This is a genomic window from Lysobacter sp. CA196, from assembly GCF_052078695.1.
Lineage (GTDB): Bacteria > Pseudomonadota > Gammaproteobacteria > Xanthomonadales > Xanthomonadaceae > Lysobacter.
In genome coordinates this window covers 85,374-104,117 of sequence record NZ_JBQJIN010000010.1, presented here as the reverse complement: position 1 = coordinate 104,117, position 18,744 = coordinate 85,374, and the positions used below count along the sequence as shown (strand labels likewise).

At 68.0% G+C, this 18,744-nt stretch carries 15 protein-coding genes and 1 pseudogene; 6 read left to right on the top strand and 10 right to left on the bottom strand.

What is annotated here, in order from left to right; genetic code table 11:
* Positions 1-176 precede the first annotated feature (176 nt).
* The 4 genes from ACTOWK_RS11520 to ACTOWK_RS11505 form a co-directional block, all read right to left on the bottom strand.
* Positions 177-749, bottom strand: a complete 573-nt coding sequence (locus tag ACTOWK_RS11520; protein WP_441330303.1) for a cytochrome b — start codon at positions 747-749, stop codon at positions 177-179.
* Positions 750-856: 107 nt separating this feature from the next.
* Complete coding sequence (locus ACTOWK_RS11515) at positions 857-2,191, bottom strand: sensor histidine kinase (RefSeq protein ID WP_441330302.1); 1,335 nt, start codon at positions 2,189-2,191, stop codon at positions 857-859.
* Entirely contained in the window at positions 2,175-2,873 is a 699-nt protein-coding gene (locus tag ACTOWK_RS11510; protein ID WP_441330340.1) for a response regulator transcription factor, read from the bottom strand. The genes ACTOWK_RS11515 and ACTOWK_RS11510 overlap by 17 nt, the downstream gene beginning before the upstream one ends.
* A gap of 118 nt (positions 2,874-2,991) precedes the next feature.
* On the bottom strand, positions 2,992-3,852 hold the full coding sequence (locus tag ACTOWK_RS11505) for a MipA/OmpV family protein (protein ID WP_441330301.1): 861 nt from the start codon (positions 3,850-3,852) through the stop codon (positions 2,992-2,994).
* 352 nt (positions 3,853-4,204) lie between these two features.
* Here ACTOWK_RS11505 and ACTOWK_RS11500 point away from each other — a divergent pair.
* From ACTOWK_RS11500 to ACTOWK_RS11490, 3 genes and pseudogenes are all read left to right on the top strand, one after another.
* A pseudogene (locus ACTOWK_RS11500) lies at positions 4,205-4,945 on the top strand (YoaK family protein); the annotation flags it as partial.
* A 102-nt stretch (positions 4,946-5,047) separates the two neighbouring features.
* Positions 5,048-5,728, top strand: a complete 681-nt coding sequence (locus tag ACTOWK_RS11495; RefSeq protein ID WP_441330300.1) for a TetR/AcrR family transcriptional regulator — start codon at positions 5,048-5,050, stop codon at positions 5,726-5,728.
* On the top strand, positions 5,725-8,280 hold the full coding sequence (locus tag ACTOWK_RS11490; RefSeq protein WP_441330299.1) for a PEP/pyruvate-binding domain-containing protein: 2,556 nt from the start codon (positions 5,725-5,727) through the stop codon (positions 8,278-8,280). The genes ACTOWK_RS11495 and ACTOWK_RS11490 overlap by 4 nt, the downstream gene beginning before the upstream one ends.
* 48 nt (positions 8,281-8,328) lie before the next feature.
* Here ACTOWK_RS11490 and ACTOWK_RS11485 read toward each other — a convergent pair whose 3' ends face one another.
* Complete coding sequence (locus ACTOWK_RS11485; protein WP_441330298.1) at positions 8,329-9,327, bottom strand: TraB/GumN family protein; 999 nt, start codon at positions 9,325-9,327, stop codon at positions 8,329-8,331.
* Between the two features lie 324 nt (positions 9,328-9,651).
* On the opposite strand from ACTOWK_RS11485, the gene ACTOWK_RS11480 reads away from it, so the two are divergent.
* From ACTOWK_RS11480 to ACTOWK_RS11470, 3 genes are read left to right on the top strand one after another with little or no spacing between them, the layout of a single operon-like run.
* Positions 9,652-9,996, top strand: coding sequence for a hypothetical protein (locus ACTOWK_RS11480; protein ID WP_441330297.1), 345 nt, complete (start codon positions 9,652-9,654; stop codon positions 9,994-9,996).
* 10 nt (positions 9,997-10,006) lie between these two features.
* Complete coding sequence (locus ACTOWK_RS11475) at positions 10,007-11,587, top strand: PepSY-associated TM helix domain-containing protein (protein ID WP_441330296.1); 1,581 nt, start codon at positions 10,007-10,009, stop codon at positions 11,585-11,587.
* 10 nt (positions 11,588-11,597) lie between these two features.
* Entirely contained in the window at positions 11,598-11,930 is a 333-nt protein-coding gene (locus ACTOWK_RS11470) for a DUF3325 domain-containing protein (RefSeq protein ID WP_441330295.1), read from the top strand.
* A gap of 102 nt (positions 11,931-12,032) precedes the next feature.
* Here the strand turns inward: ACTOWK_RS11470 and dxs are convergent, their stop codons facing one another.
* The 5 genes from dxs to ACTOWK_RS11445 all read right to left on the bottom strand — a co-directional run bounded on the left by dxs (position 12,033) and on the right by ACTOWK_RS11445 (position 18,724).
* Complete coding sequence (gene dxs, locus ACTOWK_RS11465; protein WP_441330294.1) at positions 12,033-13,940, bottom strand: 1-deoxy-D-xylulose-5-phosphate synthase; 1,908 nt, start codon at positions 13,938-13,940, stop codon at positions 12,033-12,035.
* A 152-nt stretch (positions 13,941-14,092) separates the two neighbouring features.
* The gene (locus ACTOWK_RS11460) at positions 14,093-15,307 is read right to left on the bottom strand and encodes a hypothetical protein (RefSeq protein WP_441330293.1); all 1,215 of its coding nucleotides are present in this window, start codon (positions 15,305-15,307) and stop codon (positions 14,093-14,095) included.
* Positions 15,308-15,449: 142 nt separating this feature from the next.
* Positions 15,450-16,163, bottom strand: coding sequence for an HNH endonuclease (locus ACTOWK_RS11455; protein ID WP_441330292.1), 714 nt, complete (start codon positions 16,161-16,163; stop codon positions 15,450-15,452).
* Between the two features lie 163 nt (positions 16,164-16,326).
* Complete coding sequence (locus ACTOWK_RS11450) at positions 16,327-18,117, bottom strand: acyl-CoA dehydrogenase C-terminal domain-containing protein (RefSeq protein ID WP_441330291.1); 1,791 nt, start codon at positions 18,115-18,117, stop codon at positions 16,327-16,329.
* Positions 18,118-18,241: 124 nt separating this feature from the next.
* Entirely contained in the window at positions 18,242-18,724 is a 483-nt protein-coding gene (locus ACTOWK_RS11445; protein ID WP_441330290.1) for an LEA type 2 family protein, read from the bottom strand.
* Between the last annotated feature and the right edge of the window lie 20 nt (positions 18,725-18,744).

The window sequence follows — 18,744 nt, the reverse complement described above, 5'->3', positions numbered from 1 at the left end:
CCAGCCGCAAGCGCGGCGCAAGCGGTCTCGTGTCCGTCGAATATCCTCCGTCATCCAAGCATTCGGCCGGCTGAGCCCTAGGCTTGTTCCGCATGCGCGCCGCTTCATGACGCCTGCTCAGCTTGCGAACCTCATCGGCACTGAACGGAGCGATGATCCCGGCCCGAGCGCCGGGTTCAACCTCGCCAGGGCCAGCGGCCGATCATCGACTGCCACACCCCGTCGCGCCGCACGAACAGGTGCCAGAGCGCGGCCAACACGTGCATGAGGATCAGCAGCAACAGCAGATTGGCCGCGGCGGCATGGGTGTCCAGGACGAAGTTGAGCAGCGGTTGGTCGCTGGCGAAGAAAACCGCTTCCGGGTCGATCACGGCACCCGGGCGGAGCCCGGCGATGGCGACGCCGCTGAGCACTACGTAGGCGAGTAGACCGTAAATCGCCCGATGCGCCCAGCGCGACAGACGCTGCTCCCAGGCCGGCGCATCGGCCGGCAGCCGGGAATGCCCTTGCCGCCGCATCCACGCCCAGCGCAGCAGGAACAGCAGTCCCAAAGCGACGCCGAAGACCAATTCGCTGCGCATCGCGGCGGGGTCGAACAAGGCGTTGCGGGTCTCGCCGTTGACGAAGAAGTTGTAGACCAACAGCGCGCCGGTCGCGCCATGCAACAAGCGGCCGATTCGGCCGTGCGGACGAGCGGTGGCGCCGGCATGGCGCAGGGCGCGCAGGACTTGCGAGAAGCGAGTGGGCATGGCGGCGGACTTCTGCGTATGCGAACGAGAGGCAGGCGGATACGGCGCGACGCAGCGCTCGTCGTGACAGCGCCGGCGCGAACGGGTCGGAACGAGCCGCGACGGGATCAGTCGGCGGCGAGGGTGTCCAGGCCGGCGCCGAAATCGAGACTGGCGCGGGTGCCGCCCTGGGCCAGGGCTTCGATGCGCAGGGTCCAGCCGAAGCGTTCGCAGATGCGGTGCACCAGGAACAAGCCCAGGCCGCGGCTGACCTCGGTCTCCGGTGTGGCGCGCAAGCTGCGGTTGAAGTGAGCGGCCACTACCGCGGCATCGACGCCGATGCCTGTGTCGACGATCTGCAGCACGGTCGCGTCGGCCGGGATCGACACCTCGATCCGCCCGGCGACGGTGTTCTCGGCGGCGTTGCGCAGCAAATTGCCTATCGCGATGCGCAGCATCGCTTCGGGCGCGGCGACGCACAGGTTCGGCGGCAGCGACAGGCCGATCTCGACCTGTTTGCCGCGCAACAGGTGCTGGTGGTCGCCGACCAGTTCGGGCAGGAATCGGTCGAGGGCGCAGGATTCCTCGATCGCCGCGCCGCTGCGCCGTTCGCGCGCCAGGTACAGCAAGGCGACCATGACCTCGTTGAGATTGGCGATGGTCCTCTCGATGCGCAGCAGGGGGCGCTCGGCGGCGGCCGGCATGTCGGGCAGGGCGCGCAGGACTTCGGCGGCTCCGGCGATGACGCTGATCGGCGTGCGGAACTCGTGGCTGGCCTGATCCAGCAGGGCGCGCTCGCGCTCGATGAAACTTTCGACGCGGTCGAGGTGGGCATTGGCCGCCGCTGCGATCGTCGCGATCTCCGACTCGCGATAGTCCGACGGCAGCCGCGCGTTCGGCGTGCCCGGTTCCAGCCGGATCATGCGCTCGGCGAGATCGCGTACCGGCGTCGACAGGTGGCGCGCCAGCCAGTGCAGCGCCAGTGCGATCAAGACCAGCCCCAGCGCCACGAACGACAGCCCGTAGAGCACGCTGAGGTTCTGGTCGTGTTCGAGCTCGGTGATGTCTTGGGCGACGTAGTAACGCTCACGGCCGACGTCGCGCACCAGCATCATGTACTCGCGATCGCCGATCTCGACCTGCTCTTGCCGGAAACCCGGTTGCAAGGCGGCGATACCGGGCGGCAACGCCGCTTCGCCTGCGCGTGCCGGCACCCGCCATATGCGCAGCAGCCCGGACTGCGGCAAGCCGCGATCCGCGGCGCCGCCTTGGGCGAGATGGCTGTCCAGGCTCGAGCCGAGCAGGGTCGCCCAATAGCGGCTTTCGAGCAGCCGCTGGCTCAAGGCGCCCTGGACCAGGGCGCCGGCCAGCAGCAACGCGCCGATGATCGCGAAGGCGACGTTGAGGTGCCAACGCAGGCTCAGGCGGCGCAGGCCCGCGCGGCTTTCAGTCATCGCGTGCATGCGCCGTTCCGTCGTCGAGTCGGTAGCCCGCGCGCTGCACGGTGCGTATCAGCTTCTGTTCGAATGGGCCGTCGACCGCCTTGCGCAGCACGTGCATATGCGAGCGCAGCAGGTCGAGGTCGGGGGCGTCTTCGCCCCACAGCGCGCGTTCCAGTTCGCGGCGCGTGACCACGTTCGGCGCCGCGCGCAGCAGCAGTTCGAGCAGGATGCGGCCGGTCGGCGACAGCTTCAGCGGTTTGTCGGCGCGGACGGCTTCGTGCGTGTGCGGGTACAAGCGCAGTTCGCCGAACTGCAGCGCGCGCTCGGCGATCACCGTTTTGCGGTCGCGTGCGACCAGCGCGCGCATGCGCACGACCAGTTCGGGCAAGGCGAACGGTTTGACCAGGTAATCGTCGGCGCCGGCTTCGAAACCGGCGAGCTTGTCGTCGAGCCGGTCCTTGGCCGTCAGCATCAGCACCGGCGTATCGCACAGCGCGTCCTTGCGCAGCCGACGCAAGAAGCCCGGCCCGTCCAGGCGCGGCATCATCCAATCCAGGACGATCACGTCGTAGCGCTGTTGCGCGATCAAATGCAGCGCCGACAGCCCGTCCGGCGCCGCGTCCATCAGGTGGCCCTGGGTCTGGAAGAAGTCGAACAGATTGCCGGCCAGATCGGCATTGTCTTCGACGATGAGGATGCGCAGAGGGTCGGTCGGCATGCGCCGATGGTACTCGTCGAGCGGTGGCCGGTTCATCGCCGGCGCGGGCGGAAGCATGCGCTGCGACATGGGTTGCGAGGCGGGCATGAGCGTCATCCCGGGATCAGAAACGGTAGCCGAGGAACACGCCCAGGTTGGGCTGGCTCGCCGAGCCGTGGTCCTTGACCAGCGGGCTGTCGCGCGCGTCGCCGAGCAGCCGTTCCAATTCCAGATGCCCCGACAGCATCCAGTGTTCGCCGAGATAGCGATCGACCTGGACGCCGAGGCCTACCGCCTTCAATCCGGCGCCGGCCTGGTGCGCGCGCAGACCGCTCGATGCCGATTGCGCAGGCGTGATGCCGAAGTAGGTCTGCATGTAGCGGTCGTCGGCCCAGGCCGCGGTCGCCGACACTTCGATGCGGGTACGCGAGCCGACCTGGAACTCGCGGCCGACTTCCAGTTCCGCATGGCGGCCGTCGTAGACGTCCGACATGTCTTTGAGCACGTGCAACTGCGCCGACCAGGCCCCGGACTCGTAAGCGATGCCGAGGCCGAGATCCAATCCCGCGTCGATGTCTTCCAGGCCCTTCAACGCCGGATTGTCCTTGCTCTTGCGCTCGGCGCTTACTTGATAGCGGCCGACTCCGCTCAAGCTCCATCCGTTGTGCTCCACCAGGTTCCATCCGAAGTCGGGGCCGTGGATGTAGAAGCGCTCGCCGAAGTTGGCGTAAACAAACGGCACCGGATCGGTTTTGTAATCGTCCGAGCCCATGTAGTCGGGTTGATGCAGCACGCCGGCGCCGATCGCGAATTCCCAACCTCCGTCGTCGTCCTCGTCGTCGTCCATCGCCAGGGCCGCCGGCGACAGGGTCAACAGCAGCGAGGCCGCGATCGCGGCTGCGAGCGTGCGCAGCCTGCGTCGGCCGGACGGCGGCCAATGATTGGAGTCTGCAGTCGTAGGGATGAGCGAACCGAGGTGGGTCATCGAGATCTCGTCGAGTGAACGGCAGGGCCGGGAGTGGCGGCATGGTCTTGGCGTTGGCGTCGTCGAAATGTCGCTGGCAGTCGCGGAGAGCAGGGGAGGGGCATTCGGGCGAATTAGAGAGGCTTGCCCTGCGACCTGCAGGCGCGCGTCCGGTTGAGCCTAGGAGCGTCTTGTTGCCGGTAGCGAGCGGGCCATATTCGGTACGAACTACCCCGGCATGAGCTTCGGGTCAGGCGGCCTGACAGCCATCGGGGCCGTGGGCTGGCCTCGCAGGCGCCCAGGGCCACCGGGTCTCGCGCAAGCGATAATGCAGGCCGTCGCGAATCGCCGGCGCGGTTGTGCAGAGGGCCGAATGCCTGTCGCTTATCTCCGTAATCTGACCGGCAGGGAGCGCCGCCCGGGCGCCGACCGCCACCTCGCCTATTACCTGGCCTTCGTCGCCGGTGCGGTCAACGCCGGCGGTTTCCTCGCGGTGAAGCAGTACACCTCGCATATGTCCGGCATTTTGTCGGCGATGGCCGACGACCTCGCGCTCGGCAGCCTGGGCCTGATGCTCGACGGCCTCGGTGCGTTGCTGTCTTTCGTCGCCGGCGCCGCTTGTTCGGCGATCCTGATCAATTGGGGGCGCCGACGCCGGTTGCACAGCGAGTTCGCTCTGCCCTTGTTGATCGAGGCCGGCCTCTTGCTCGCGTTCGGTCTGCTGGGCGGCAACCTGCAGGGACGGCAACTGTTGTTCGTGTCGGTCACGGTGATGGTGCTGTGTTTCATCATGGGCCTGCAGAACGCCATGATCACCAAACTGTCGCGCGCGGAAATCCGCACGACCCATGTCACCGGCATGATCACCGACCTCGGCATCGAGCTCGGCAAGTTGCTGTACTGGAACCGCACCCCCGACAGCGAAATCGTCCCGCGAGTGACGGCGAATCCCCGCAAGCTCAGGACCCTGGCCATTCTGGTCGCCGCGTTCTTCGTCGGCGGCGTAACCGGGGCGGTCGGGTTCGGCCGGATCGGTTTCGGCGTCACGATCCCGCTCGCCGCTCTGCTGATGACCTTGGCCCTGGTGCCGGTGCTGGACGATATGCGCTCGCGCGGTTGAGCGACGCAGCAGGGCGGGCGGGAAGGGCGGCGAGGCACTTGCCGATAAAATTGAACGATGTATAAAATTGTCCTTGGTCCACCAAGGCAAGAGCCCATGCCGGTTCCCAGATCGCAGTCCAAGCCCCAGCCCGAGCCGGCCCCCGAGGCCGGCCGCCGTGAGCGCAAGCGCAACCAGACCCTCGACCATCTCGCCGCGACCGCATTCGGGTTGTTTGAGGCGCGTGGCTTCGAGGCGGTGACGATGGAGCAGATCGCCGAGGCCGCCGACGTCGCCAAGGGCACGCTCTATAACCACTTTCCGGTCAAGGAGGCCTTGCTCGCGCATCAGTTCCATGGCGAGCTGGCCTCGGCCATGGGCGTCATGGAGGGGCTGAGCGACGGCTCCGACGAGCGCGTCGGCTTCGTTTCGCATCTGTCGAGTTGGCTGGAGGCCTCGGCGCAGTGGTACGAAGGGCGGCGCGCGTATCTGCCGCATTACCTGCGCTTCCGTTTCAGGCAGGTCGACGCCGCGGCGCGTGCGCGCGACGACGTGGGCGAGCGCAGCGGCATGGAGCGTTTGTTCGAGGCCTGGATCGAGGCCGGGCAGGGCCGCGGCGAACTGCGCGACGACTTGTCGCCGGCGCACCTGGCGAGCTTGTTGCAGCATCTGCATCTCGCCGCGCTGATGCGTTGGCTGGCGAGCGCGGACGGCGATCTGGAAAACGAATTCGCCGCGATCGTCGCTATCTTCGTCCATGGTGCGAGCCGCCCGCTCGGCGTGCGGAAGCCGCGATGAGCGCCTCGTTGCTGGACTGGCCGGCCGCGGTCGAAGCCGGGCCTGCGCAGGCCGGCGGCAAAGGCTGGCAGCTCGGCCGGATGGCGAAGTTGGGACTGCCGGTGCCGGACGGTCTGGTGATTGTGGCTGCAGCGAGTCGAGATCGATCCGCCGATGGCTCGGTGCCGCCGGAACTGCTGGCGCGCATCCTCGAGGAAATACATGCCCGCGGTTGGAGCGAGCGCGCACTCGCGGTGCGTTCGTCGGCGCCGCAGGAGGATTCGGCGCGCGCTTCGTTCGCCGGCCTGCATCGCTCCTGCCTCAACGTCCGCGGTGCGCAGGCGCTCGCCGCCGCGATCGTTTCGGTGTGGGATTCGGCACGCGAACCCGCGGCCGTCGCGTATCGCGAACGCTTCGGTTTCGCGGCCGACGACGCGGCGATGGCGGTGGTGATCATGCCGTTGTTGCCGACGGTCGCTTCCGGCGTGGTCTTCACCTGCGACCCGTTGTCCGGGCGCGACGACCGCGTGTTGATCAATGCGCATTGGGGCCTCGGCGAAGCGTTGGTCGGCGGTCATGCCGACGTCGACGAGTACCGCCTGCAGGTGCGGCGCATCGACGACGGCCTGGAGCTGATCGAACAACGCGTCGGCGCCAAGCGCCAACAGTCGCGCGAACGCGCCGACGGCGGCACCGAATTGTCCGAGACCCCGCGCGAGTTGGCGCAACGCGCGGTGCTGACCTCGGAGGGGGCTGTGGAAATCGCCGCGCTCGCGCGCGACGCCGCGGCGGCGCTGGATTTCGCCCGGCCGCGCTTCGACGTCGAGTGGGTCTGGGACGGCGAACGTTTCTGGATCGTGCAGGCGCGACCGGTCACGGCGAGCGCGCGCCATACCTATCCGGCGTTGTCGCAACAGCCGAGCCTGTGGACGCGCGGCAACACCAAGGAAATCCTGCCCGAGCCGCTGTCGGCGATGGACTGGTCGCTGTACGCGATCGCCGCCGACCGCATGCTGACGCTCGGTTACGAACTCGGCGGTTATCGGGTGCTGCCCGGCGTCGCTCACGCCAGCCTGCATCACGGCCGGGTCTATCTGGAGGCGTCGCTGATCCAGTGGGAAGGCCATGACGCTTACGGCATCGCGCCGGCGGCGATCAACGCCTTGCTCGGCGGCAGCCAGGGGACGATCGCGGTGCCGACGCCGTCGTGGCGCGCACGTGCGCAACGTGGCGGACGCTTGTTGCGTTATATGCGACGCTCGATCAAGAAGCGCCGCAGCGCGGCGGCGGATCTGGCCCATGCGCGCGAGCAGGCGCGAGCCTGGCGCGAACAGGAACTGTCACAGGGTAATCGCGGCCTCGCCGCGTTATTGCGTCAGCAGGTCGCGCAGGTGCGCGCCTCGGACGAATTGTTTTTCCTGCAAGGTTCGGCCGGCGGCACCTTGACCACCCTGGTCGATCTGGTGGACAAACGCTGCCCCGGCGAAGGGCAGGCGCTGACGGCGGCGTTGATGGCCGGCGGCGAGGCCAGCGTGACCGCGCAACAAGGCTACGACCTGATCGCACTAGCGCAGGTCGCGTCCGAGGACGAGGCCGCATTGGCGTGGTTGCGCAGCGCCGGTCGCGACAGCGCGCAGTGGTCGGCGCAGTTGCCCGAGGGCAGCGCATTCCGGCGCGAATTCGCCGGCTTTCTCGAACGTTACGGCCATCGCGCGGTGGCCGAGAGTTATCTGCGTCAGCCGCGTTGGCGCGAGCAACCGGATTATCTGCTCGACATGGTGGCGTCCTTGGTCGGACGCCATGCCGAGGTCTTGCGGCAGCGCCAGCGCGAAATCTCGGCGCCGGCCTGGCAGCGCGTAAGCGCGTGCACGCCGGCCTGGTTGCGGCCGCTGATCCGCCATCTATTGCGCAACGCCATCGTCGATTGCAACCAGCGCGAGGCCGCGCGCAGCGCATTGATGGCTTACTTCGAGGCGATACGTCGCATCGCCATGAAATTGGGCGAACGCCTGTCCGGCGACGGCGGCTTCGCCCAGGCCGACGAAGTCTTCGACCTGAGCGCGGAGGAACTGTGCGCCGTTGCCGAAGGCCGGCTCGGCCTGCGTCATGCCAAGGCCCGCGCCGACGAGCGTCGTGCGATGCGTTTGCGCTGGGCGGCCACGGCCGAACCCGAGGTGGTGGTCGAATACGGCGAACTCGCCGCGGTCGCGGCGACGGGCGCTGCGCCCGAGGCGCACGATGCCGATGGTGGGTTCTGGCCGGGCACGCCGATCGGCGCCGGTCGCGCCAGCGGGCGGGCGCGTATCGTCCGCGACCCGCGCGAGGCCGGTGCGCTCGAAATCGGCGATGTGCTGATCGCGCCCAGTACCGATCCCGCCTGGACGCCGCTGTTCCTCAAGGCCGGCGCGCTGGTGATGGAGACCGGCGGCTATCTGTCGCACGGCGCCATCGTCGCGCGCGAGTTCGGCATTCCGGCGGTGGCGAACCTGCCCGGTATTCTCGGCGCGCTGAGCGAAGGCGAGCGCATCGAAGTCGACGGCCATCGTGGCCGGGTGCGCCGCCTGTCGGACTGAGCGCAGAGCGCCAAGCGGAGCGGCCGGTGCCGCTGCTCAGAGCTCTTCTCAGGGGTCTTCGACGGTATAGCCCTGTTCGCGCAGTCGGTCGAGCAGGCCGCCGCGTTCGAGCAGGTCCGACACCGGCAAGGTCGCGAAGGTGCTGCGGTTCTTCGCCAGCGAGTCTTGCGCGCGTTCCAGCCAGGTCGCGGTGACGCGCTCGCGCAGGTCGCCGAAGCCCAGGCGCTTGGCGACGCCGGTGGTGGCCAGGGCTTCCAGGCAGGTGCGGTACTGATCGCCCTGCGGCAGGGTGCGCAGGCTGGCGATATCGCCGACCGCCCAGGCATTGCCGCGTGCACGCATCGACTCCAGGTCGCCTTCGATGCGCGACAAGGTCTTGGCGAAGCACTCGCGGTCGTCGAGCGCGCTGGCCGAGAACTCCTTGAGCGCGGCCTTCGGGTCTTCGATCTTGACCGTGACTCGGGCCTCGACGATCGGCACGTTGTGTTGCTTGGCAGTCTTCTCGACCACCGGCTGGACCACGCCCTTGAGCGTCATCCCAGACTGGCGGATCGCCGCTTCGTAGAGTTCCTGCGCGGCGAAGATCGGCCGCCATTTCTCGACGCCGCCGTCGCGGCCGATGTAGCGCGCCTTCAGCGTCAGCCAACGCTTATATAGATCGGCCGGAACGATTTCCTGCAGGGTCTTGCCGTCCGGATTCTTGCGCGCCTTCAGCGCGGTCGGGATCAGCATCATCGTGCGCAGCATGCCGAGCTCGGTGCCGAAGTTGACCGAGGGCGGGGCGATCACTTCTTCCGATTCGGCGATCGCGGCTTCGACGTCGCGCGACAGCCAGGTCATGTCTTTCGGCAGCGGACTCAGGGTGCCGAGGATCCACAGCACGTGGCCGCCACGCACGATCTTCCACATGCCGGGCCCGGGTTGTTCGCCGGTGACGACCAAAGTGTCGAGATCGCGGATGTCGCCGGCCGGCGGTGCGGCCTGCTGGGCGAGGGCGGCAGGTTGGAACAAGGCCAACAGCAGTACGGCAAAAAGGGCACGACGCATCCGTGACGCTCCTGAGCGGGGGATGGGACTCAGCGGAAGCCGGGATCGTAGCCGGTCCCGGGGTCGGACTGTGGGTCGGAGTTGTAGCGGACTTGTATTGGGACACGTATTGGCTTGTGCGGCGGTGGGCGACCGCACCGTCCGCAAGGTCGTCCCGCCGATCGTCGGGCCGCATGGGGGGCCGTGGCGCGACCCGGCCCGGTTTGCAAATGAGAACTATTGCCAATTAGACTGGCGGCTCGCCCCATAACCAGCATGCTCAAGCACGCTACACAACCCATTCGGCCGGAGTGCCGCATGGACCGGCCAGGCCATGACCCGCGTATGACCCAGACCCTCGCCCCCGCGGCCTCCGCGCCCGTCCGCAAGCCGCGCCCGATCTTGTCGTGGCGCTATCGCGGCGCAGTCGCGGTGCGCGCGTTCGCCGCCGTCGTGATCGGCTATGCCGTCGCCTACGCCTCGACCGCGTTCCTGACCCTGGTGCTGCCGCTGGGGCGCAACGATCGCGTGGTCACCGCCAGCCTGCTGTGTTTCTTCGTCTGGTGCGGCGTCGCCATGTACGCCTTCGCCGCGCGCACGCTGTGGCGTGCGTGCTGGGCGCCGGCGCTGTGGGCGATGGCGCTGTATGGCATCGCCGCGCTGTTCCCCGAACTCGGTGCCCGACCGTGAGCCCGTACGCATGAAGAACACCTTCTCGCAGGCGATGGCCTGGCTGCATACCTGGGCCGGCCTGGTGATCGGCTGGCTGCTGTTCGTGATCTTCGTCGGCGGCACCATCGCCTGTTTCGACAAAGAGCTGACCCACTGGATGCAGCCGGCGCTGCACGGCAAGACCCCGGTCGCGAACATCGACCTGAGCCGCACCATCGAAGGCCTGCAGCGGATCGCCAAGCCGCATCCGCACGCCTATTACCTGACCCTGCCGAGCGAACGCAGCCCGGCGCTGCAGTCGGCGGTGTATTACGACGCCGGCCCGCACGACGCGATCAACATCGACACCAGCACCGGTCAGGTCGTCCCGGAAACCGCCGGCGGCGAGTTCTTCTTCACCCTGCATTACAACCTGCATTCGGAAACCTGGGGCATGTACATCGTCGGCATCGCCGGCATGTTCATGCTGATCGCGATCCTGACCGGCATCGTGATCCACAAGCGTATCTTCAAGGACTTCTTCACCTTCCGGCCCAACAGCGGCGGACAGCGCGCCTGGCTCGACGGCCACAACCTGACCGGCGTGCTCGGCCTGCCGTTCCATCTGATGATCGCCTACACCGGCGTGGCGATCTTCGTCGCCAACTACATGCCGGCCGGCCTGTTCGCGGCCTACGACGGCGACGTCGAGAAGTTCTACGTCGAAGCCAGCGACAGCTACGAACGCCCGGAAACGCACCAGCCGCTGAAGTCGATCTATCCGATCGACCAGTTGATCGCCGACGCGCGCGAACGCCTGGGCCAACCGATCTCCTGGGTCAGCGTGCACCATCCCGACGACACCAGCGCGACGATCTCGTTCGGTGGCGATCACAGCCGTGCAGTGGCGTGGAATTTCGACCAGGTTTTCTACGACGCCAACGACGGCAAGCTGCTGCACGAGTCGGGCGCGTTCAAGTCCGGCTACAAGACCTATACCTTCCTCGGCGGACTGCACATGGCGCAGTGGGGCGGCAGCGCGTTGCGCTGGCTGTACTTCGTGCTCGGCCTGGCCGGTTGCGTGATGATCGCCAGCGGCATGCAGGTCTGGGTCAACAAGCGCGCGAAGAAGGTCGCCGAAGCTGGCGCCTGGTCGGGTTATGGCTTGGTGCAGGCGCTGAATCTCGGCGTGGTCGGCGGCATGCCGCTGGCGAGTGCGGCGATGTTGCTCGCCAACCGTTTGATTCCGGCCGCGACCGCGGAGCGCGCGAGCTGGGAGATCGGGGTGTTCTGCGCGGTCTGGATTCTCGCATCGCTGTACGCGGCGATCCCGGCGGTGCGCAGCCGCGGCTGGGGCCATTTCTTCGCCCTCAACGCGGTCGCTTTCGCGCTGATTCCGCTGGTCAACCTGGCGACCGCGCCGCAAAGCCATCTGTTCGCGACCATCGCGCGCGGCGACTGGGCCCTGGCCTGCGTCGACCTGACCGCGCTCGCGTTCTGCATCGGTTTCGCCTGGCTCGCGCGGCATTCCTTCGCCAAGGCGGGTCAGCCGGTGCCGGTGCGTCCGGCGCGCAGCCGCGCGACGCGTGGCGATGCCGCGATCGACGACACGGCCGTGGCCGATCACTGAGGAGCGTCGCATGCTGTGGTTGGGTTTCAGTCTCGGTATCGCGGCCTGGTGCCTGCTCAGTCTCGGACTCGAGAAGCATCACCGGCAGTTGTTCGCGCGCGCCTTCGACCCGCGCCGCGGCCGTTGGCTGCGTGCGGCCGGTTGGGGTTTGCTGATGCTCGATTTCGCCCTGTTCGTCGCCGGCTGGGGCTGGTCGCAAGGGCCGGTGTTCTGGTGCGCGGCGCTGATGCTGTCGGCGCTGGCCTGGACCCTGCTGATGACGCTCGTGCCGCATGCGAGCACCCGCATCGCGATCGCCAGCGTGCTCAGTGCGCTGGTGTTGATGCCGGTGTGGATGGGGTAGGGCGCGCCGAACCGAGTACGCGTCGCATTGGCCGCATCGCGGTCGCGGCTTGCGCCGCTCCTACCCAAAAGCGACGGCGCGAGCCGTCGCCCCAGGCATGAATCACCCGATCGCCGTCTGTACCGGCGCCGCGGTGACCTGCGGCCAGCGGCGCAGCACCGAGGCGCGGATCGAAGCGGCGTCGAGGCCGGCTTCGGCGAGCAATTGCTCGCGGCTGGCGTGGTGCTGGAACTCGTCGGGCAGGCCCAGGTGCAGGATCGGCAGGACGATGCCCTCGGCCGCGAGCAACTCGGCCACGCCGCTGCCGGCGCCGCCGGCGACCACGTTGTCCTCGAGGGTGACGAAGCCTTCGTGGGTCTTCGCCAGTTCCAGGATCAGCGCGCGGTCGAGCGGTTTGACGAAACGCATGTTGACCACGGTCAGGCCGAGTTCGGCGCCGACCTGTTCGGCCGCGGGCACGATCGCGCCGAACGCGAGCAGGGCGATGCGCGAGCCGCTGCGGCGCAGCTCGGCCTTGCCGATCGGCAAGGTGTCGAGGGTCGGCTGGATCGCCGTACCGGGGCCGGTGCCGCGCGGATAACGCACCGCCGCCGGGCCTTCGTAACGATGGCCGGTGCTGAGCATCTTGCGGCACTCGTCTTCGTCGGCCGGCGCCATCACCAGCATGTTCGGCACGCAGCGCAGATAGGACAGATCGAGGTTGCCGGCGTGGGTCGCACCGTCCGGCCCGACCACGCCGCCGCGGTCGATCGCGAACAGCACGTCGAGGTTCTGGATGGCGACGTCATGCACCAGTTGGTCGTAGCCGCGCTGCAGGAAGGTGGAGTAGATCGCCACCACCGGCTTGGCGCCTTCGCAGGCCATGCCGGCGGCCAGCGTCACCGCGTGCTGTTCGGCGATGGCGACGTCGAAGTAACGCTTCGGGTATTCCTTGCTGAAGCGCACCAGGCCGGAGCCTTCGCGCATCGCCGGGGTAATGCCGAGCAGGCGTTCGTCGGCGGCGGCCATGTCGCACAGCCACTCGCTGAAAATGTCGGTATAGCTCGGCTTCTTCGCGCCGGGCTTGCTGATCAGGCCCTTCTCGGGATCGAACGGGCCGACCGCGTGGTAGCCGATCTGGTCGCCCTCGGCGAGCTCGTAGCCCTTGCCCTTGGTGGTGATGATATGCAGCAACTGCGGGCCCTTGAGGCCCTTGAGCGTCTTCATCGCGTGCAGCAGCGCGGGCAGGTCGTGGCCGTCGATCGGGCCGGTGTAGTGGAAGCCGACTTCCTCGAAGAAGGTCGAGGGCACGAACATGCCCTTCCAGTGCTCTTCCCAGCGGCGTACGAACTTGGCCGCCGGCTTGCGCTTGTCGCCGAGCAGCTTCTTGCCGCCTTCGCGGATCGCGTTGAGGGTGCGGCTGCTGGTGAGGCGGCCGAGCATCTTGGTGACGCCGCCGACGTTCTCGGAGATCGACATCTGGTTGTCGTTGAGGATCACCAGCATGTTCGGCTCGGGGTCTTCCAGGCCGCCGGCGTGGGCGAGCGCTTCGAAGGCCATGCCGGCGGTCATCGCGCCGTCGCCGATCACCGCCACGACCTTGCGCTCGTCGCCGGCGTGCTGCAGCGCGAGCGCCATGCCGAGCGCGGCCGAGATCGAGGTCGAACTGTGGCCGACGCCGAAGGTGTCGTACTCGGATTCGTCACGTTTCGGAAACGGCGCGACGCCATCCTTCTGCTTGACGGTGTGGATGTCGTCGCGGCGACCGGTGAGGATCTTGTGCGGGTAGCATTGGTGGCCGACGTCCCACACCAGTCGGTCGACCGGGGTTTCGTACAGCCAGTGCAAGGCCACGGTGAGCTCGATCACGCCGAGCCCGGCGCCGAAATGGCCGCCCACCAGCGCGACTTGTTCGATCAGGTAGGCGCGCAGTTCCTCGGCGATCGCCGGGAGCTCCTCTTCGGGGAACCGGCGCAGGTCGGCGGGGACCTGAATACGGGAAAGACGCGGGTAGCGCTGCGAATCGATCATTACGACCATCTGTCTTCAGCTAGTCGGCCATTGTCCCGCCCCCGCGTGAGGCGAGCAAGAAGTGCGGCCGCTTCATGTTCAGACAGCCCGGCGCGGCAAGGCGCCGGGCCGGGGAAAAACCGGATGCCGCGGCCGATCGCCGCAGGCGCGGCTCAGCGGCCGCGCAAACGCCCGAACAGGCCGCCGCTCGACTTCGACGGTTCGACCGGCGTGGGATCGCCCTCGGGCTCGGCGAAGCCGGTGGCGAGGCTGGCGTTGATGAAGTCGGCGACCTCGGCTTCGGTGACGCCGCTGGCCTCGGCGATCTCGGCCACCGTGGACAAGGCCTTCATCATCACCGTGGCGATGCGGAAGTGTTTCGGATACTCGCGCTCGGTCTGCGGCCACTTGGTCATGCGGTAGCGGCGCTGCGGGTCGTAGCCCGGGGCGAGACGACCCTGGCCGGCGAGCAGATTGCCGAACCAGACCAGGCGCGTCAGCGGCATCGAGGCGCCGAGTTCGACTGCGGCGGCTTCCCACTGCGCGGCCGGCATGACTTCGAAGTCCGAGGCGGCGAAGCCGCGGTCGAACCAGTCGGCGAGCGGCTTGAGCGCGGCCGGGCCGTGGTACTTGCGCTGATCGGCGTCGATCAGCAAGCGCTCGTTGCCCTGGACTACGCGCAGCATGCCGCGCAGGCGGCCGGGCACCAGCCAGTCGAGCAGGCCGTCGCCGCGTGCGGTGATGGTCGGGCCGGTCGCGATCAGGCCGGCGGCCGGCGCCGCAGTCGCGGCGATGGTCGTTGCGGCGGCAGCGGGAGCAGGAATCGGCGCGGGCGGCGCTGCGACTGCCGGCGCGGGTTCTGCCGCAGCAGGCGGCACGACCGCGGGGGGCGGCGCGGCAGGCGCTGCCGCCGCGATCTGCTGCGCCGCCTTGGCGGCTGCTGCGTCGGCGTGGGCGCGATCGGTCTGCAGCAGCTCGACGACGACGTCGGGCAGGGCCGCGGTCGGATCGGTCAGCGGCTGCTTCGGGATATCGACCGGCGCCGGCGCAGGTACCGCAGCCGGTGTCGGCAAGGCCTGGCCCGACTGCACGGCGATCTCGCCGAGCAGCTTGGAGATCGAGTCGGTGGTGAACGGATGCGGCAGCAGGAAGTCGGCCTGGGTGCGCTGCGACGCGGTCAGGGCGATCACCGATTTGCCGGTCGCGTGCAGGCGTAGCCAGCTCATCGGGCCGTACATGCTGTCCATGTCGACGACCACGAAATGGGCCTGTTGCTCGGGCACCAGAGTCCAGTGACCGCCGAGTTGGGCATTGGCGACCTTGAAGGCCGTCTGCAGGGCGGACTCCGTCGCCGGGTCCATGCCGGTCAGACCGAGGGTCAAAGGCATCTGTGAGGTGTCCGTGAAATCGATTGCGACGAGTGTCCGGGACGACTGGATTGTCGTCAACGCGCGCTATACGTCGTTTATGACCCTTATTCGGCACCCGCACCGGGGTTGTCGCGCCAATACTGCGACGGACTTCACGCCTTCACGCATTCAGGCGGGCGTTCTTCGGCAGCTGATTCTTCAGAAAGGTCATCTGGTCGGCCAGGATATTGCGGTTGGACAGGATCAGATGCTCGACCCAACTGGGGCGATACGGCACCGCGAGCAGCGGCATGCTGGCCTGCTGCGGGGTGCGGTTGCCCTTGCGCGAGTTGCACTGGAAGCAGGCGGCGACCACGTTCTCCCACAGGTCGCGGCCGCCCTTGGACACCGGGACGACGTGGTCGCGGGTGAGGTGCGGGCGATGGAAGTCGTGGCCGCAGTACATGCACAGGTGGCCGTCGCGCGCGAACAGCGCGGCGTTGGTCAGGGCCGGGGTGGGGTCGAGCGCGCTCGGACGGGCGTGGCCGCGCGCGGCGACGATCGGATGCAGTTCGAGCACGCTGCGTTCGCCGGTCAGGCGATTGGTGCCGCCGTGCACTTCCAGGCAGGGGTCGCCCAAAGTCCAGGCGACCGCGCCGCGCACGTACAGGCAACTGGCTTCCTGCCAATTCATCCAGTCGAGCACGCGGCCATGCGCATCGAGCGACAGCAGCCGCACCGAGTTGAGTCGTTCGAGAGCGTTGCGCGGAACCGCGCGGGGACCGGCCCAAGGCGAGTAAGGATCGCAGACGCCTGTAGCGTCCGGCTCACGCTGAAGCATTTCAGCGTGGGTTCCGGTTCGGACCAGGCGGATCTTCGCTCTATCGGTCTCCATCGGGAATCCAGCTTATACCCGTTTGATGACGATTTTGGTAGTTGCGCTGGCGTAGCCTCGCGCGCGCCGGTCCGAACCGGGGCGGCGTGCGCTGGATCGAACACCGTAGAAACTACGGTTCCGCCGGAGCCGGCCGGCGGAACCGCACGCGCGCGGCGAAGCCTCAGACGTCGAACGCTTCCGCGTCCAGGCCGGTGAGGGTCTCGACGCTGGCGCCGATGGTGATCGCGTGGGCCTGGCTGCGCGGCAACAGGCGGGCGAAATAGAAGCGCGCGGTCTCGCGCTTGCCGGTCTTGAAGCGGGCCGACTGCGACGAAGCCTCGCTAGCGGCGACGCTGCGCGCCCACCAGTAGGCGAGCGAGACATAGCCCGAGTACATCAGGTAATCGTAGGCGGCCGCGCCGACCTCGTCCGGGTTGGCGGCGGCGCGCTTGCCGACCGCCATGGTCAGCTGCTGCCATTCGGCGGCCTTCGCGCGCAGCGGGCCGACGAACTCGGCGACCGCGGCGTTGGCTTCGTTATCGGCGCAGAAGCGTTCGATCTTCTCCAGCATCACGCGCAGGCCGGCGCCCTGCAGCTGCATGACCTTGCGGCCGAGCAGGTCGAGCGCCTGGATGCCGGTGGTGCCTTCGTACAAGGTGGTGATGCGGGCATCGCGGGCGAGCTGCTCCATGCCGTGCTCGGCGATGTAGCCGTGGCCGCCGAAGCATTGCAGCGCGTGGTAGGTGCATTCCACGCCCCACTCGGTGAGGCAGGCCTTGACGATCGGGGTCATGAAGCCGATCAGTGCATCGGCTTCGGCGCGTTCCTTTTCGTCGCCGCTGGCGTGAGCGATGTCGACTTGCAGCGCGGCGTCGTAGCCCATCACCCGGCCGCCTTCGACCAACGCCTTGCAGGTCAACAGCATGCGGCGCACGTCGGGGTGGACGATGATCGGGTCGGCCGGCAGTTCGGGGAACTTGGTGCCCGACAGCGAGCGCATCTGCAGGCGGTCGCGCGAGTAGCGCAGCGCGTTCTGCAGGGCGCGGTCGGACAGGCCGAGGCCTTGCAGGCCGACGGCGAGGCGGGCGGTATTCATCATGGTGAACATCGCCATCAGGCCCTTGTGCGGCTGGCCGATCAGATAGCCCTGCGCGCCGTCGAAATTCATCACGCAGGTGGCCGAGCCGTGGATGCCCATCTTGTGTTCGAGGCTGCCGCAACGCACCGCGTTGGCCTCGCCGGTGCTGCCGTCGCGCGCGACCTTGACCTTGGGCACGATGAACAAGGAAATGCCCTTGCTGCCGGCCGGTGCGTCGGGCAGGCGCGCCAGCACCAGGTGGATGATGTTGTCGGTGAGGTCGTGCTCGCCGGCGGTGATGAAGATCTTGGTGCCGGTGATCGAATAGCTGCCGTCGGCCTGCGGTTCGGCCTTGGTCTTGAGCAGGCCCAGATCGGTGCCGCAATGCGGCTCGGTCAGGCACATGGTGCCGGTCCAGCGGCCTTCGACCAGCGGCTTGAGGAAGACTTCCTGCTGCCATTCCTCGCCGTGGTGCAGCAGCGCTTCGGTGGCGCCGTGCGAGAGCAGCGGGAAGTTGCCCCAGGCCAGATTGGCGGCGTCGATCATTTCCTTGAGCGGCACGCCGGCCGCGTGCGGCAGGCCCTGGCCGCCGAACTTGATTTCGGCGGTGAGGCCCGACCAGCCGCCTTCGACGAACTGGGTATAGGCCTGCTTGAAGCCCGGCGGCGTGGTGACCGCGCCGGTGGCCTTGTCGTGGCTGCAGCCGATCTGGTCGCCGATGGCGTTGAGCGGGGCGAGCACGGTTTCGTTGAAGCGCGCGCCTTCCTCGAGCACGGCGTCGAGCACGTCGCGGGTGGCGTCGGTGTAGCCCAGGCGCTGAAACTGGGCTTCGGCGCCGAGGACGTCGAACAGGACGAAACGCATATCGGCGAGGGGGGCTTTATAGGTGCTCATAGGCTCGGGAATGGGGAATAGGGAGTAAGGAATCGAAACGGCAAGGACGCGGCGAGAGCGACGGATTCGGGCAGGGAAAGAGCAGGGGTGGACTCAACCGATTCCCCATTCCCGACTCCCAGCCTCAGCGCATCACCCCGGGCAAACCCGGGGCCGGGCTCAGCGCGCTGCTGCGCTCGATGGCGAAGATGCGTTGCTTGGCCTCGTCCGGGGTGGCGGCGATGTCGCCCTTGAGGCTGTAGGCCAGGCTGCGGCCGCCGGACAACGCGTCGGCGATGGCGATCTTGGCCGCGCCCGACGGGGTCAGGTCGACGGTGACCACGTCGGCCGATTCCGGGCCGATCGACACCGCGGGCTGGGCCTGGAGTTGGCCGGCGGCGTCCTCGCCGAGCTTGAGCTGCAGGTCGAAACGGTCGAAACGCATCGGGATGCTGCTGAAGTTCTCGATCCGCACCTCGACCGCCCAGCTGCCGTTGGCGCGCACGGTCAGTTGCTGGATGCGGGCGGCGGGCTCGGAGACGCGGCGGACCTGTCCGCCGCCGCAACTGGCGAGCAAGGCGGCGGCGAGCGCCAGGCCGAACAGACGCATCCAGGACCCTGCTTTCATGCCGCCGCTCCGCCGTGATG

Excerpts from the sequence above, each read along its gene's own strand:
- ACTOWK_RS11485 (WP_441330298.1), bottom strand. The coding sequence starts at position 9,327 with ATGCGTCGTGCCCTTTTTGCCGTACTGCTGTTGGCCTTGTTCCAACCT.
- dxs (WP_441330294.1), bottom strand. The coding sequence starts at position 13,940 with ATGATCGATTCGCAGCGCTACCCGCGTCTTTCCCGTATTCAGGTCCCC.
- ACTOWK_RS11455 (WP_441330292.1), bottom strand. The coding sequence starts at position 16,163 with ATGGAGACCGATAGAGCGAAGATCCGCCTGGTCCGAACCGGAACCCAC.
- ACTOWK_RS11495 (WP_441330300.1), top strand. The coding sequence starts at position 5,048 with ATGCCGGTTCCCAGATCGCAGTCCAAGCCCCAGCCCGAGCCGGCCCCC.
- ACTOWK_RS11450 (WP_441330291.1), bottom strand. The coding sequence starts at position 18,117 with ATGAGCACCTATAAAGCCCCCCTCGCCGATATGCGTTTCGTCCTGTTC.
- ACTOWK_RS11515 (WP_441330302.1), bottom strand. The coding sequence starts at position 2,191 with ATGCACGCGATGACTGAAAGCCGCGCGGGCCTGCGCCGCCTGAGCCTG.
- ACTOWK_RS11445 (WP_441330290.1), bottom strand. The coding sequence starts at position 18,724 with ATGAAAGCAGGGTCCTGGATGCGTCTGTTCGGCCTGGCGCTCGCCGCC.
- ACTOWK_RS11470 (WP_441330295.1), top strand. The coding sequence starts at position 11,598 with ATGCTGTGGTTGGGTTTCAGTCTCGGTATCGCGGCCTGGTGCCTGCTC.
- ACTOWK_RS11520 (WP_441330303.1), bottom strand. The coding sequence starts at position 749 with ATGCCCACTCGCTTCTCGCAAGTCCTGCGCGCCCTGCGCCATGCCGGC.
- ACTOWK_RS11490 (WP_441330299.1), top strand. The coding sequence starts at position 5,725 with ATGAGCGCCTCGTTGCTGGACTGGCCGGCCGCGGTCGAAGCCGGGCCT.
- ACTOWK_RS11480 (WP_441330297.1), top strand. The coding sequence starts at position 9,652 with ATGACCCAGACCCTCGCCCCCGCGGCCTCCGCGCCCGTCCGCAAGCCG.
- ACTOWK_RS11475 (WP_441330296.1), top strand. The coding sequence starts at position 10,007 with ATGAAGAACACCTTCTCGCAGGCGATGGCCTGGCTGCATACCTGGGCC.
- ACTOWK_RS11505 (WP_441330301.1), bottom strand. The coding sequence starts at position 3,852 with ATGACCCACCTCGGTTCGCTCATCCCTACGACTGCAGACTCCAATCAT.
- ACTOWK_RS11460 (WP_441330293.1), bottom strand. The coding sequence starts at position 15,307 with ATGCCTTTGACCCTCGGTCTGACCGGCATGGACCCGGCGACGGAGTCC.